Origin of the sequence: Pseudomonas parakoreensis (genome assembly GCF_021602155.1) — a bacterium.
In the GTDB taxonomy this organism is placed as follows: Bacteria; Pseudomonadota; Gammaproteobacteria; order Pseudomonadales; family Pseudomonadaceae; genus Aquipseudomonas; species Aquipseudomonas parakoreensis.
This window is the reverse complement of sequence record NZ_BQHY01000018.1, coordinates 34,989-48,477: the sequence shown is the minus strand read 5'-3', so window position 1 is coordinate 48,477 and position 13,489 is coordinate 34,989. Positions and strand designations below refer to the sequence as shown.

The window sequence follows — 13,489 nt, the reverse complement described above, 5'->3', positions numbered from 1 at the left end:
CTCCCTGTAGGAGCTGCCGCAGGCTGCGATCTTTTGATCCTGATCTCTTAAAGCAAGATCAAAAGATCGCAGCCTGCGGCAGCTCCTACATTGGGATCGGTGTCAGACGGACAACAGGGCTTACACCGAGGCCAGGACCAGATGCATGTACCGCGTCAGAATCCCGAGCATGTCCTGTTCGGCCAAAGGCTCGGCGTCGTTGAGCAGGCCCTGATATTCCATCCGTCCGATAATCGCCGTCAACACTTTGGCATCCTGTTGCGGTTCACGCGAGCCCAGGACCTGGAACAACTGGCAGGTGCCCTGCAGCAGGATCTGCTGATGCGAGCGCACCAGATCCGCCAGGCGCGGGTTGAGCAGTGCTTCCTGGCGGAACGCCTGCTCGGCCATCAGGTGCTCGCGACGGTTGACCAGTTGCCGGTGCACATAGTCGGCCATCAGCCGCGCGATGTCGTCGGCCAGTTGCGAGCGCGACTCGGGGCTGCCGTCGCCACTGACGACCATCTCGCGCAGCAGGCCTTCGTTGTTGATCCACAGCTTGGCCATGTAGGCCGCGCTGCGTTCGACGTATTGGGCGAAGGTATCGGTGAGCAGGTCATCGATGTCCTTGAAGTAATAGGTGGTGGCCGACAGTGGCACGCCGGCCTCGGCCGCCACGGCCCGGTGGCGCACGGCGCGCACGCCGTCGCGCACGACAATGCGCATCGCCGCGTCGAGAATGTCCTGTCGACGCTGCTCACTGCCCTGTCGGCTGGCCTTGCGGCCCTGGTACTGAACACTTTCAGCGACCGCAGTGGCGATACCCGCTGCACCTTCTTGAGCGATTGCAACCATCACGACTGGACTTCCTCTGCTATTGCAAAATTAACCAATTGATACATTTGTACCAGACAGGCAATAAAAAGCCGCCTGTTTTAGGCGGCTTTTTAACTGAAACGTTTACGCTTGCGGTCGCATGTGCGGGAACAGGATCACATCGCGGATCGATGGCGAGTTGGTCAGCAACATCACCAGACGGTCGATGCCGATGCCTTCACCGGCCGTTGGCGGCATGCCGTACTCCAGCGCGCGCACGAAGTCGGCGTCGTAATGCATGGCTTCGTCGTCGCCGGCGTCCTTGTCGGCCACCTGCGCCATGAAGCGCTCGGCCTGGTCTTCCGCGTCGTTCAACTCGGAGTAGGCGTTGGCGATTTCACGGCCGCCGATGAACAGCTCGAAACGGTCGGTAACGTTCGGGTTCTCGTCGTTACGACGAGCCAGCGGCGACACTTCGAACGGGTACTGAGTGATGAAGTGCGGCTGCTCCAGCTTGTGCTCGACCAGTTCTTCGAAAATCATCACCTGCAATTTGCCCAGACCTTCGAAGCCCAGCACCTTGGCGCCGGCCTTCTTGGCGATGGCGCGCGCCTTGTCGATGTCGTTCAGGTCATCGGCAGTCAGCTCAGGGTTGTACTTGAGGATCGAGTCGAACACCGACAGACGGGCAAACGGCTCACCGAAGTGGAACACCTTGTCGCCGTACGGCACGTCGGTGCTGCCCAGCACCAGTTGCGCCAGTTCACGGAACAGCTCTTCGGTCAGGTCCATGTTGTCTTCGTAGTCGGCGTAAGCCTGGTAGAACTCCAACATGGTGAATTCAGGGTTGTGACGGGTCGAAACGCCTTCGTTACGGAAGTTGCGGTTGATCTCGAACACCTTCTCGAAACCGCCAACCACCAGACGCTTGAGGTACAGCTCAGGCGCGATACGCAGGAACATTTCCATGTCCAGCGCGTTGTGGTGGGTTTCGAACGGCTTGGCCGCTGCGCCGCCAGGAATGGTCTGCAGCATCGGCGTTTCGACTTCGAGGAAGTCGCGCTTCATCAGGAAGCTGCGGATGTGCGCGATCACTTGCGAACGCACGCGGAAGGTCTGGCGTACTTCTTCGTTGACGATCAGGTCAACGTAACGCTGACGGTAGCGCTGCTCGGTGTCGGTCAGGCCGTGGTGCTTGTCCGGCAGCGGGCGCAGCGACTTGGTCAGCAGGCGCACGTTGGTCATTTCGACGTACAGGTCGCCCTTGCCGGAACGCGCCAGGGTGCCTTCGGCGGCAATGATGTCGCCCATGTCCCAGGTCTTGACGGCGGCCAGGGTGTCTTCGGACAGGGTCTTGCGGTTGACGTAGACCTGGATGCGCCCGGTCATGTCCTGGATCACCATGAACGAGCCACGGTTAAGCATGATGCGACCGGCAACCTTGACCGGAATTGCAGCCTCGGCCAGCTCTTCCTTGGTCTTGTCCGCGTATTTCTTCTGCAGATCTTCGCAGTAGTTTTCGCGGCGGAAGTCGTTCGGGAAGGCGTTGCCCTTGGCGCGCTCGGCAGCCAGCTTTTCCTTGCGCAGGGCGATCAGGGAGTTTTCTTCCTGTTGCAGGGCTTGCGGGTCGAGTTGTTGGTCGCTCATGTCTTCAGATATTCCATCAGGTTCGTTGCCCCCGGGCCTGGCGGCCCGGGAATCGCCAGCAGGGCTGGCTCCTACAGGGATCGCGTTGCATCAGCGATCCTGTGTGCGTCTGTTACAGCCCCGATTTCAGGCTGGCTTCCAGGTATTCGTCGATATCGCCGTCGAGTACCTTGTCGCAGTCGCTGCGTTCGATGTTGGTGCGCAAGTCCTTGATCCGCGACGCGTCGAGCACGTACGAACGGATCTGGTGACCCCAGCCGATGTCCGACTTGGTGTCTTCCAGCGCCTGGGAAGCGGCGTTGCGCTTCTGCATTTCCTGCTCGTACAACTTGGCCCGCAGCATTTTCATCGCGGTGTCCTTGTTGGCGTGCTGGGAACGTTCGTTCTGGCAGCTGACCACGGTGTTGGTCGGTACGTGGGTGATACGTACGGCCGAGTCGGTGGTGTTTACGTGCTGACCACCGGCACCGGATGAACGATAGGTGTCAATCCGCAGGTCTGCCGGGTTGATTTCGATTTCGACCTTGTCGTCGATCTCTGGCGAGACGAAAACGGCAGAAAACGAAGTGTGGCGACGGTTGCCGGAGTCGAACGGGCTCTTGCGCACCAGACGGTGCACGCCGATCTCGGTGCGCAGCCAGCCAAAGGCGTATTCGCCCTTGATGTGCACGGTCGCACCTTTGATACCGGCGACTTCACCGGCCGACAGCTCCATGATGGTCGCGTCGAAACCGCGTTTGTCCGCCCAGCGCAGGTACATGCGCAGGAGGATGTTGGCCCAGTCCTGGGCCTCGGTGCCGCCGGAACCGGCCTGGATGTCCAGGTAGGCGTTGTTCGGGTCCATCTCGTGGCTGAACATGCGGCGGAATTCAAGCTTGGCCAGTGACTCTTCAAGCCCTTGAAGCAGTTCAACGACGTCGTTTACCGCGCCTTCGTCGTTTTCTTCAACGGCCATGTCGAGCAGCTCGCGGGAATCGGCCAGACCGCTGGACAGCTCATCCAAAGTGTCGACGATCTGCGCCAGCGATGCTCGCTCGCGGCCCAGTTCCTGGGCGTATTCAGGTTTGTTCCAGACTGCAGGATCTTCAAGCTCGCGATTGACTTCGATCAGACGCTCATACTTTTGATCGTAGTCAAAGATACCCCCGAATAGTTTCGGAGCGCTCGGACAGGTCCTTGATGGTGTTCAGGATCGGGTTGATTTCCATGACGGGCAGCACTCGTTGGCGAACTTTTGAAAGCCGGCGAGTATAACGTAATCACGCGGTCACGGCAGCCCGTCTGGCGGCTGTCGGGGTGAATCACTTGACACATTGCCCTGTAGGAGCTGCCGCAGGCTGCGATCTTTTGATTTTGCATTTTAAGATCAAAAGATCGCAGCCTGCGGCAGCTCCTACAGCAATTGATGGGTTACTCGATACCCACCTGGTTACGGCCATTGTTTTTCGCCTGATACAACCCGCGATCCGCCGCCGAGATCAGCAATCGGCAGTCGCTGCCCGCCTGCGGCACCATGGTCGCCAGGCCGATACTGATGGTCAGGCTCGCCCCTTCGCTCGGGGTATTGTGCGGAATCTTCAGCGCCGCCACGGTCTGGCGCAGCTTCTCTGCCACCAGCCGGGCACCGCCCGGCGAGGTATTCGGCAGTACCAGCGCAAACTCTTCACCGCCGTAGCGTGCCGGCAGATCCGACGGTCGCGCGCTGGCGTCGCGGATCGCCGTGGCGACCTTGCGCAGCGCCTCGTCGCCTTCTACGTGACCAAAGCTGTCGTTGTAGGACTTGAAGTAGTCGACGTCGATCATCAGCAACGACAACTGGCTCTGATCGCGCAACGAGCGGCGCCACTCCAGCTCCAGGTACTCGTCGAAGTGCCGGCGGTTGGACAGCCCGGTCAGGCCGTCGGAGTTCATCAGCCGTTGCAGCACCAGGTTGGTGTCGAGCAACTGCTGCTGGCTGACGCGCAACGCACGGTACGCCGCATCCCGCTGCAGCAGGGTCATGTAGGAGCGCGAGTGATAGCGAATGCGCGCCACCAGCTCGATGGTGTCCGGCAGCTTCACCAGATAATCGTTGGCCCCGGCGGAGAACGCCGCGCTCTTGATCAGCGGATCTTCCTTGGTCGACAGCACAATGATCGGGATGTCCTTGGTCGCCGGGTGATTGCGGTATTCGCGCACCAGGCTCAGGCCGTCGAGGCCGGGCATCACCAGGTCCTGCAAAATCACCGTCGGCTTGATCCGGACCGCCTGGGCGATGGCCTGGTGCGGATCGGAACAGAAGTGGAAGTCGATGTTCTCTTCGTTCGACAGCCCACGGCGCACGGCTTCGCCGATCATCGCCTGATCGTCCACCAACAACACCATGGCGGCGTTTTCGTCGGTTTTAATGTCGTCGATCTGTAAATCATTCATGGGCGGTCACCTGAGTACTGCGGGGGCCAGGATTGCGGAAAACGCTGTTCATTTGGGGAAAACCTCCAGCAATCGTGGCGCTATCTTTTCCAGTGGACGGATTTCGACGGCTGCATCGATGGCCGCTGCGGCCTTGGGCATGCCGTACACCGCACTGCTTTGCTGATCCTGCGCGATGGTCAGGTATCCCTGCTGGCGCATGAGCTTAAGCCCTTGCGCCCCGTCGCGTCCCATTCCGGTCAATAAAACCCCGATGGCATCACCGTTCCAATAGTTGGCGACACTTTCGAAGAAGACGTCGATCGAGGGTCGGTAGATCTCGTTGACCGGCTCGGCGGTGTAGGCCAGCGTGCCGTTTTTCAATAAGCGAATATGGTGATTGGTGCCAGCCAGCAGCACCGCGCCGGCCTGTGGTGGCTCGCCTTCGCGGGCCAGGCGCACGTCCAGGCCACTGGCGCTGGCCAGCCATTCGGCCATGCCCGCGGCAAACACCTGATCGACGTGCTGCACCAGCACAATGGCCGCCGAAAAATTGCGTGGCAGGCCCTTGAGCAATACTTCCAGCGCTGCCGGCCCGCCGGCAGACGAGCCGATCGCCACCAGCCGCTTGCACGACGCCGAACTGCGGTGCGGTGTCGCCACCGGACGCGAGCGCGGGGTTTTCTCGCCGATCAGCCAGCCGATATTGAGGATCTTGCGCAGCAACGGCGCCGCCGCTTCCTGCGCGTTACCGGCCCCCAGGGCCGGGGTATCGACCACATCCAGCGCACCGTGGCCCATGGCTTCGAAGACCCGGTGCACGTTCTGTTGGCGGTCAACCGTAACGATGACGATCGCGCACGGGGTTTCAGCCATGATCCGTCGCGTGGCCTCGACGCCGTCCATGACTGGCATGATCAGATCCATCAGGATCAGATCCGGGGTGTTTTCGGCGCACAGACGCACGGCCTCGGCGCCGTTGCCGGCCACCCAGACCACTTGATGCGCCGGTTCGAAGGCCAGCGCACGGCGCAAAGCCTCCACCGCCAGTGGCATGTCGTTGACGATTGCGATTTTCATGCCCGCGCTCCTCCAATGAGCTCAACCACTGCATCGAGCAGGGCGTCGTCATGAAAACTGGCCTTGGCTAAATAATAGTCGGCGCCCGCATCCAGTCCACGACGGCGGTCCTCTTCACGGTCCTTGTACGAGACCACCATCACTGGTAGCGATTGCAGACGGGTATCGCGGCGCAGCAACGTAACCAGCTCGATGCCGTCCATGCGCGGCATGTCGATGTCGGTGATCAGCAAATCGAAGTCCTCCGAACGCAGCGCGTTCCAGCCGTCCATGCCATCCACCGCGACCGCCACGTCGTAGCCGCGATTGAGTAGCAGCTTGCGCTGCAACTCGCGCACCGTGAGCGAATCGTCGACCACTAGAATCCGTTTGCGCGCCACCTCGGCGGCCTGGTTGCCATGCCGCGCAATACGCTCCAGGCGCCCGGTATTGAGCAGTTTGTCCACCGAGCGCAGCATGTCCTCGACATCGACGATCAGCACCACCGAGCCATCGTCAAGCAGCGCCCCGGCGGAGATGTCCTGCACTTTGCCCAGACGTTCATCCAGCGGCAGCACCACCAGAGTGCGCTCGCCGACAAAACGTTCGACCGCCACGCCATAGACCGCATCGCGCTCGCGGATCACCACGACCTTGAGGGTTTCGCCGCTGCTCTGACTGGCCGGACGATTCAGCAACTGGCTGGCGGCGACCAACCCGACATGTCGGCCTTCGTGCCAGAAATGCTGGCGACCTTCGATCTGCACGATGTCCTGTGGCTCCAGATCGCACATGCGCTCGATGTGCGCCAGCGGAAAGGCATAGGCTTCCTCGCCGACCTCCACCACCAGACTGCGCACCACGGACAGGGTCAGCGGCACTTCCAGATGAAAGCGGCTGCCCTCGCCCGCCGTCTGCTCCAGCACCACTGCGCCGCGCAGCTGCCGGACCATGTGCTGCACCGCGTCGAGGCCGACGCCACGCCCCGACACTTCGGTGACCGTGTCGCGCAGGCTGAAGCCCGGCAGAAACAGGAACGTCAGCAACTCTTCCTCGCTCAATTGTGCGGCGGTTTCGGCCGGTGACAATTGGCGTTCGACGATGCTGCGGCGGACCTTTTCCAGGTCGACGCCATTGCCGTCGTCACTCAGTTCGAGCACCAGCAAACCGGCCTGATGCGAAGCACGCAGGCGGATCAGGCCCTCTTCGGACTTGCCCTTGAGCAGGCGTTGTTCCGGGGTTTCGATGCCGTGGTCGACCGCGTTGCGCAGCAGATGGGTCAGCGGCGCTTCGAGTTTTTCCAGTACATCGCGGTCGACCTGCGTCTTCTCGCCTTCGATTTCCAGCCGCACCTGTTTGCCAAGGCTGCGCCCCAGATCCCGCACCATGCGCACTTGCCCGGTGAGCACATCGGCGAACGGACGCATGCGGCAGGCCAGCGCGGTGTCGTAGAGCACTTGTGCACGCTGGCTGGCCTGCCAGGCAAATTCGTCGAGCTCGGCGTTCTTTTCCGCGAGCAATTGCTGGGACTCGGCCAACAGGCGCCGCGCCTCTTCAAGGGCTTCCTGGGCTTCGAGGCTCAGCGCGTGTTCCTTGAGGTGTACGTTGAGGCTTTCCAGCGCCCGCAGACCATTGTTCTGCATGCGCCTGAGGCGCTGCATGGTCGCCAGATGCGGCTTGAGGCGCTGGGTTTCGACCAGTGATTTACTCGACAGGTCGAGCAGGCTGTTCAGACGTTCGGCAGTGACCCGCAGCACGCGCTCGCCGCCCTCGGTGGTGCGCTTGTTCTTGCGCGGTGCCGGGTCGGAGGTTTCCAGCGGTGCATCAACCGCCGGCGTGGGCGCTGGCGGTGGCGTTTCAATCGGCGCAGACGGTGCCTGCATCTGCAATTCGGCCATGGGCGGCGACGCCACGGCGGGCGGTGTCGAAGGGTCGAGCAGGCGCCCCATCAACGCCACATACGCCTCAATGTCCGGCGCTTGCGGGGCATTCGCCGGCGTAGCGATGCGCATCAATAGATCGGTGCCCTGCAACAACGCATCGATATGTTCGGGGCGCAGCAACAGCCGCTTTTCCTGAGCGCTGACCAGACAATCTTCCATCACGTGGGCGACGCTGACGCCGTTGTCGATGCCGACGATCCGCGCCGCGCCCTTGAGCGAGTGCGCCGCACGCATGCACGATTCCAGATAGTCAGCCTGGGTCGGATTACGCTCCAGCGCCAGCAGCCCGCTGCTCAGCACCTGGGTCTGGGCCTCGGCTTCGAGGCTGAACAGTTCCAGCAGCGAGGCGTCGCGCATTTGCTCGGGGGTCATGTGAGGCTCCGGGTCACGGCGGACAGCAACTGTTCTTCATCCAGCCAACGCAAACTGCGCCCGCGGAATTGCAGGACGCCCCGAGTGTATTTGGCGCTGACCGTGCTGTTGTGTTCAGCACCGGCACGCGACGCAGCGTCGAGAATGCGTTCGTCGATGGCGTGGATGCCGTCGACCTCATCCACTGGCACCACCACCGGCCCGCCGTGGGCGGCGATGATCAACATGCGCGGCATGATCCGTGCGCCCGTGGCCGGTACGGCGTTGCCATCCAGATCGAGCAACTCGACCAGCGACAGGCACGCCACCAGCGCCCCGCGCACGTTCGCCACACCGAGCAATGCCCGCGAGCGTTGGTGTGGCAACGAGTGGATCGCCTGCAGCGGAGCGACTTCCACCAGACTGCGAGTGGCCAGCCCCAGCCACTCTTCGCCAAGGCGGAACATCAGCAGCGAACGGGTTTTCACATCGCTTTCGACCGCCACGGCGACCGGGTCGCGCTCATCCTGCTGCAACGCATAGCGGTCGAGCAGGCGCGTGGCGGCAGCGGAATACACCGCGCAGTTTCGGCAGTGAATGTGCTCGGCCAGCAACGGGCAGGACTTGTCGCCATGAATGCCGATGCGGTTCCAGCAATCATCGATGGCCCGGGCGTCTTCGTGGGTGACGTTCAAGGTGTCGGACGGGATCATCGTTTACGCTCACTGTCGGCGGTGCGGCCGCTGCGCGCGGCACGTTCCTGCAATCGTCTGGCACCGGCGCTGTCGCCCTGGGCCTGCAGCAAGGCGGCCAGGTGCATCAACGCTTCGGGGTGTTGCGGTTCAAGGTACAAGGCCTTGCGGTAATGACTCTGGGCTTCGAGCGCGGCACCGGCAACATCGCTGAGCAGACCGAGCCAGTAAAACACCTGCGCCACCGGTTCGTGACTGCGCAGATACTGCTCGCATGCCGCGCGGGCCTCGGCGCTTTTGCCTTCGTTGGCCAGCGCGGTGATGTTGGCGAGCAAGGTCGCCGCGTCCGGGTTGGCGCTTTTGCTGTTGACGGGCAACGATGCAACGCTGGCAAACGGCCGCGGACGCACCGGCGGCGATACTGGCGGCGGACTGCGCAGTGGTTGGCGCACCGGCAAAGGGGTCGGGGTCGGCAATGCCACAGGTTCGGGCATGGGTTCAGCGTGTCGACTGAAGGCAAACGACTGCGGGATGCCAATCGAGCGCATGCCCAGACGCCCGAGCAGACTGCCCTCGGCCGGGCCGATGAACAGCACGCCATCCACGTGAGTCAGACGCTTGAGCACTTCGAACACCTGCTTCTGGGTCGGCTGGTCGAAATAGATCAACAGGTTGCGGCAGAACACGAAATCGAACGGCGGCTCACCCGCCAGCAGCGTCGGATCCAGCACATTGCCGGCCTGCAGGCGCACCTGCTCACGCACCGCTTCGCTGACTCGATGGCCGTCCTGCTCGGCGGTGAAATGACGCTCGCGAAAGCCCAGATCCTGACCCCGAAACGAGTTCTTGCCGTACAGCCCGCGCCGCGCCTTGTCCACCGACAGCGGGCTGACATCCATGCCATCGACCTTGAACTGATGGGGCTTGAGCCCGGCATCGAGCAAGGCCATGGCAATCGAGTAGGGTTCTTCACCGGTCGAACACGGCAGGCTGAGGATGCGCAGCGCGCGCATGTTGTTCAATTGGTCCAGACGCTTGCGCGCCAGCTTGCCGAGCGTGGCGAAGGATTCTGGATAACGGAAAAACCAGGTTTCGGGGACGATCACCGCTTCGATCAATGCCTGCTGTTCATCCCGCGAACCTTGCAGCAGTTGCCAGTATTCATCGCTGTGCGCCGCCTGCGAGAGCGTGGTGCGTTGGCGCACCGCGCGCTCGATGATCGCAGGTCCCACCGACGTGACATCCAGACCGATGCGTTCCTTGAGGAAATCGAAAAAACGCTGATCGCTGCTCATGACGGCGTCTCATGCGGCGCGGGAAAGAGCAGGCTGCGCACGGCGTCATCCAGCAAATCGTTGACCCGCACCCACTGCACCAGCCCCTGGGCATCTTCGCGCACCGGGCCGAGGTACGGCGCCTGACGATTGTCCAGACCATACGGCTGAAAATCCTCGGGATTGCAGCGCAGGGTGTCGGTCGCCTGTTCGAGTATCAGTCCGAGCCAGCGTGGCGGCTGCCGTTGATCCGGGCGGTAATGCACCAGCACCAACCGGGTGCTGGTGCGCGCCTCGGCCGGTTGACCGAAGGTCAGCGCACTGAGGTCGATAGCCGGCACCACCGCACCGCGATAGGCGAACACCCCGGCCACCCACTTCGGCGCCTGGGCAATTGGCTTCAACGGTACGCGCGGCAGAACCTCCGCCACTTCAGTGGCGCGCAATGCATAGCGTTCGTTGCCGATGCGAAACAGCAGAAACAGCGCCTGTCTGGCCACTGGCGCAGCGCTGCGTTTGGCAGTGATTTCGCTCATCAGACTTTGAATCGCGAAACGCCACTGCGCAGCCCGACGGCCACCTGGCTCAGTTCGTCGATGGCGAAACTGGCCTGACGCAACGACTCGACGGTCTGGCTGCTGGCGTCGCCCAACTGCACCAGCGCATGGTTGATCTGTTCGGCACCGGTGGCCTGGGCCTGCATGCCTTCGTTGACCATCAACACCCGCGGCGCCAGCGCCTGCACCTGATGGATGATCTGCGACAGTTGCTCGCCGACCTGCTGCACTTCGGCCATGCCCCGGCGCACTTCTTCGGAGAACTTGTCCATGCCCATCACACCGGCAGACACCGCCGACTGGATCTCGCGGACCATCTGTTCAATGTCATACGTGGCGACGGCGGTCTGATCCGCCAGACGCCGCACTTCGGTGGCGACCACGGCAAAACCACGGCCGTACTCACCGGCCTTCTCGGCCTCGATGGCGGCGTTGAGCGACAGCAGGTTGGTCTGGTCGGCAACCTTGACGATGGTCACCACCACCTGATTGATGTTGCCGGCCTTCTCGTTGAGGATCGCCAGTTTGGCGTTGACCAGGTCAGCCGCGCCCATCACCGAGTGCATGGTGTCTTCCATGCGCGCCAGGCCTTGCTGGCCGGACCCGGCGAGCACCGAGGCCTGATCGGCGGCGGTGGACACTTCGGTCATGGTGCGCACCAGATCCCGCGAGGTGGCGGCGATTTCCCGCGAGGTCGCGCCGATTTCGGTGGTGGTGGCGGCGGTTTCGGTGGCGGTGGCCTGTTGCTGCTTCGATGTGGCGGCGATCTCGGTCACCGAGGTGGTCACCTGCACCGACGAACGCTGGGCCTGAGACACCAGCGAGGTCAGCTCGGTCATCATGTCGTTGAAGCCGGTTTCCACCGCGCCGAACTCGTCCTTGCGATCCAGATTCAGACGGCTGCTCAAGTCACCGGTGCGCATGATTTCGAGGATCTTCACGATGCGGTTCATCGGCGCCATGATTGCACGCATCAGCAGCAGGCCACAGGCACCTGCCGCCAGCACGGCCACCAGCAGCGAGACAAACATGCTGACCTTGGCCGCCGCTACCGCCTCGTCGATATTGGCCATGGCCTGATCGGCGACCCGCTTGTTCTCACCGATGATGTCGTTGAGTTTCATGCGGCCGGTGTACCAGGCCGGGGTCAGCTTCTCGGTAAACAGCTTGACCGCCTCGGCTTCGAGATTGCGCTTGTGCAGATCGAGTACCTGATCCTGAATCTGCATGTAGGTGTCGTGATCCTTCTCGAACGCAGCGAACTCGACCCGGTCTTCGTCGGTGGTGACGGTGCTGCGATAGTTGGCCATCTGCTCTTGCAGGCGCGTCTCGAACGCCTTGTAGTCCGCCGCATCTTCACTGCTGATGCCCTGCCCCTCCTTGAGCCCCAGCAACTCCTGGGTCTGCAGGTAACTGTCGACCCACGCACCGCGAATCATCGAGCTGTAATAGACGCCGGGAACGGCGTCATCACGCACGCTGCTTTCACTGGCTTCGATTTTCAGCAGGCGGGAATACGAAACAACGACCATCAGCAACATGATGGCGATAATCACCGCAAAGCTCGCCAAAATGCGTTGGCGCAACGTCCAGTTCTTCACAGTGATTCCTCGTGCCTAAGTCGAAATGCGGGGAGTATAGCCGAGGGCGGTGTTTCATTTATAAGACGCTTTTTAACCCTCGGGCCTGCCAGGCATGGATGGCCGGGAGGCTCTGGGGTGGGACTGTCCGACAATCCGGGGCTGGCGTGCCAGTGATGGAACGGCAAAAAGGGGCGCTGGATCGGCCATTGCTGTGGATGCGCGGCTGAAAACGCAATCGTGAGCAGGCTTCGGCGTCTGGCCCAAAACCTTGTAGGAGCTGCGGCACGCTGCGATCTTTTGCTGTTGGCTTAAAAAATCAAAAGATCGCAGCGTACCGCAGCTCCTACATGAATACCGTGTTCAGGCAGTTCTACAGCGATACCTGGCGCACCTGATTCTCCAGTTCTACCTTCAACCCCGGCTCCAGCTTCAGTTGCTTGGCCAGTTCCTCCAGATACGCCTTTTCCATAAAGCTCTCCTCATCCACCAGCATCACGCTGGCGATGTACATTTCCGCCGCCATCTCCGGCGTACTCGCGGCGCGGGCGACGTCGCTTGGGTCGAGGGGTTTGTTGAGTTCGGCGTGCAGCCAGTGTTGCAGTTCCTGATCGTTGTCGAGTTTGATGAATTCGCCTTCGATCAATTGGCGCTCGCGATCATCGATATGGCCATCAGCCTTTGCAGCGGCGACCAGTGCTTTGAGAATGGCCTGGCTGTGTTGCTCGGCTTGCGCCGGTGGCAAGCGATCGAGGGTTTGCGGTTCGGTTTGTGGGGCGGTGCCTTTTTGCGCGTTCCAGTTGCCGTAGGCCTTGTAGGCCAGCACACCCAGTGCTGCGAGGCCGCCGTAGATCGCGACTTTGCCGCCGACCTTGCGTACTTTCTTGTTGCCGAGAAGCAGCCCCATCGCTCCGGCCGCCAGCGCACCACCGCCGGCTCCCGACAGCAGACCTCCCAGCGCCCCTGAGCCTGAAGACCCACCAAGCAAACCGCCCAGGCCGCCAGCCGCCGGTTTGTTCTGCGCGCCGCCGGCCTTGTTCTGCAACAGATCCTGGCCGGATTTGAGTAGTTGGTCGAGCAATCCACGGGTGTTCATGTTCCGCCTCCAAAACAGGGGTTATCCGGATCTATCAGGCCCTCAGCCTAGTTCGAAAGTGCCCTGGCCCTGCCCGCAAGTGTGCTTCCAGATGTTGCTCAGCA

General features: G+C 62.0%; 11 protein-coding genes. All 11 read right to left on the bottom strand.

Features of this window, described 5'->3' with window-relative positions:
* Positions 1-120: 120 nt before the first annotated feature.
* Complete coding sequence (locus L6D63_RS23520; protein ID WP_007964212.1) at positions 121-834, bottom strand: TetR/AcrR family transcriptional regulator; 714 nt, start codon at positions 832-834, stop codon at positions 121-123.
* Positions 835-939: 105 nt separating this feature from the next.
* Positions 940-2,442, bottom strand: a complete 1,503-nt coding sequence (lysS, locus tag L6D63_RS23515; RefSeq protein WP_041063265.1) for a lysine--tRNA ligase — start codon at positions 2,440-2,442, stop codon at positions 940-942.
* 112 nt (positions 2,443-2,554) lie between these two features.
* A protein-coding gene (gene prfB / locus L6D63_RS23510; RefSeq protein WP_131671898.1) for a peptide chain release factor 2 occupies positions 2,555-3,650 on the bottom strand; the annotation gives its coding sequence in 2 pieces (ribosomal slippage) (positions 2,555-3,577 and positions 3,579-3,650; 1,095 coding nt in all).
* 202 nt (positions 3,651-3,852) lie between these two features.
* Positions 3,853-4,854, bottom strand: coding sequence for a response regulator (locus L6D63_RS23505; RefSeq protein WP_047292797.1), 1,002 nt, complete (start codon positions 4,852-4,854; stop codon positions 3,853-3,855).
* Positions 4,855-4,902: 48 nt separating this feature from the next.
* Positions 4,903-5,913 (bottom strand): chemotaxis response regulator protein-glutamate methylesterase, encoded by a 1,011-nt coding sequence (gene cheB, locus L6D63_RS23500; protein ID WP_131671897.1) that lies wholly within the window; start codon positions 5,911-5,913, stop codon positions 4,903-4,905.
* Complete coding sequence (locus L6D63_RS23495; protein ID WP_095667409.1) at positions 5,910-8,207, bottom strand: hybrid sensor histidine kinase/response regulator; 2,298 nt, start codon at positions 8,205-8,207, stop codon at positions 5,910-5,912. Before L6D63_RS23495 ends, cheB begins: the two co-directional genes overlap by 4 nt.
* Positions 8,204-8,899 (bottom strand): chemotaxis protein CheW, encoded by a 696-nt coding sequence (locus tag L6D63_RS23490; RefSeq protein ID WP_131671896.1) that lies wholly within the window; start codon positions 8,897-8,899, stop codon positions 8,204-8,206. Before L6D63_RS23490 ends, L6D63_RS23495 begins: the two co-directional genes overlap by 4 nt.
* Positions 8,896-10,173, bottom strand: a complete 1,278-nt coding sequence (locus L6D63_RS23485; RefSeq protein ID WP_131671895.1) for a CheR family methyltransferase — start codon at positions 10,171-10,173, stop codon at positions 8,896-8,898. Before L6D63_RS23485 ends, L6D63_RS23490 begins: the two co-directional genes overlap by 4 nt.
* Positions 10,170-10,688, bottom strand: coding sequence for a chemotaxis protein CheW (locus tag L6D63_RS23480; RefSeq protein ID WP_121183871.1), 519 nt, complete (start codon positions 10,686-10,688; stop codon positions 10,170-10,172). The genes L6D63_RS23485 and L6D63_RS23480 overlap by 4 nt, the downstream gene beginning before the upstream one ends.
* Positions 10,688-12,310 carry a methyl-accepting chemotaxis protein gene (locus tag L6D63_RS23475; RefSeq protein ID WP_041063242.1) on the bottom strand — a complete coding sequence of 541 codons (1,623 nt, stop codon included), beginning with the start codon at positions 12,308-12,310 and terminating at the stop codon, positions 10,688-10,690. The genes L6D63_RS23480 and L6D63_RS23475 overlap by 1 nt, the downstream gene beginning before the upstream one ends.
* Before the next feature lie 352 nt (positions 12,311-12,662).
* Positions 12,663-13,385: a tellurite resistance TerB family protein gene (locus L6D63_RS23470; protein ID WP_131671894.1), complete on the bottom strand. Its 723-nt coding sequence runs from the start codon at positions 13,383-13,385 to the stop codon at positions 12,663-12,665.
* Positions 13,386-13,489: the final 104 nt, after the last annotated feature.

Excerpts from the sequence above, each read along its gene's own strand:
- L6D63_RS23520 (WP_007964212.1), bottom strand. The coding sequence starts at position 834 with ATGGTTGCAATCGCTCAAGAAGGTGCAGCGGGTATCGCCACTGCGGTC.
- lysS (WP_041063265.1), bottom strand. The coding sequence starts at position 2,442 with ATGAGCGACCAACAACTCGACCCGCAAGCCCTGCAACAGGAAGAAAAC.
- L6D63_RS23505 (WP_047292797.1), bottom strand. The coding sequence starts at position 4,854 with ATGAATGATTTACAGATCGACGACATTAAAACCGACGAAAACGCCGCC.
- cheB (WP_131671897.1), bottom strand. The coding sequence starts at position 5,913 with ATGAAAATCGCAATCGTCAACGACATGCCACTGGCGGTGGAGGCTTTG.
- L6D63_RS23495 (WP_095667409.1), bottom strand. The coding sequence starts at position 8,207 with ATGACCCCCGAGCAAATGCGCGACGCCTCGCTGCTGGAACTGTTCAGC.
- L6D63_RS23490 (WP_131671896.1), bottom strand. The coding sequence starts at position 8,899 with ATGATCCCGTCCGACACCTTGAACGTCACCCACGAAGACGCCCGGGCC.
- L6D63_RS23485 (WP_131671895.1), bottom strand. The coding sequence starts at position 10,173 with ATGAGCAGCGATCAGCGTTTTTTCGATTTCCTCAAGGAACGCATCGGT.
- L6D63_RS23480 (WP_121183871.1), bottom strand. The coding sequence starts at position 10,688 with ATGAGCGAAATCACTGCCAAACGCAGCGCTGCGCCAGTGGCCAGACAG.
- L6D63_RS23470 (WP_131671894.1), bottom strand. The coding sequence starts at position 13,385 with ATGAACACCCGTGGATTGCTCGACCAACTACTCAAATCCGGCCAGGAT.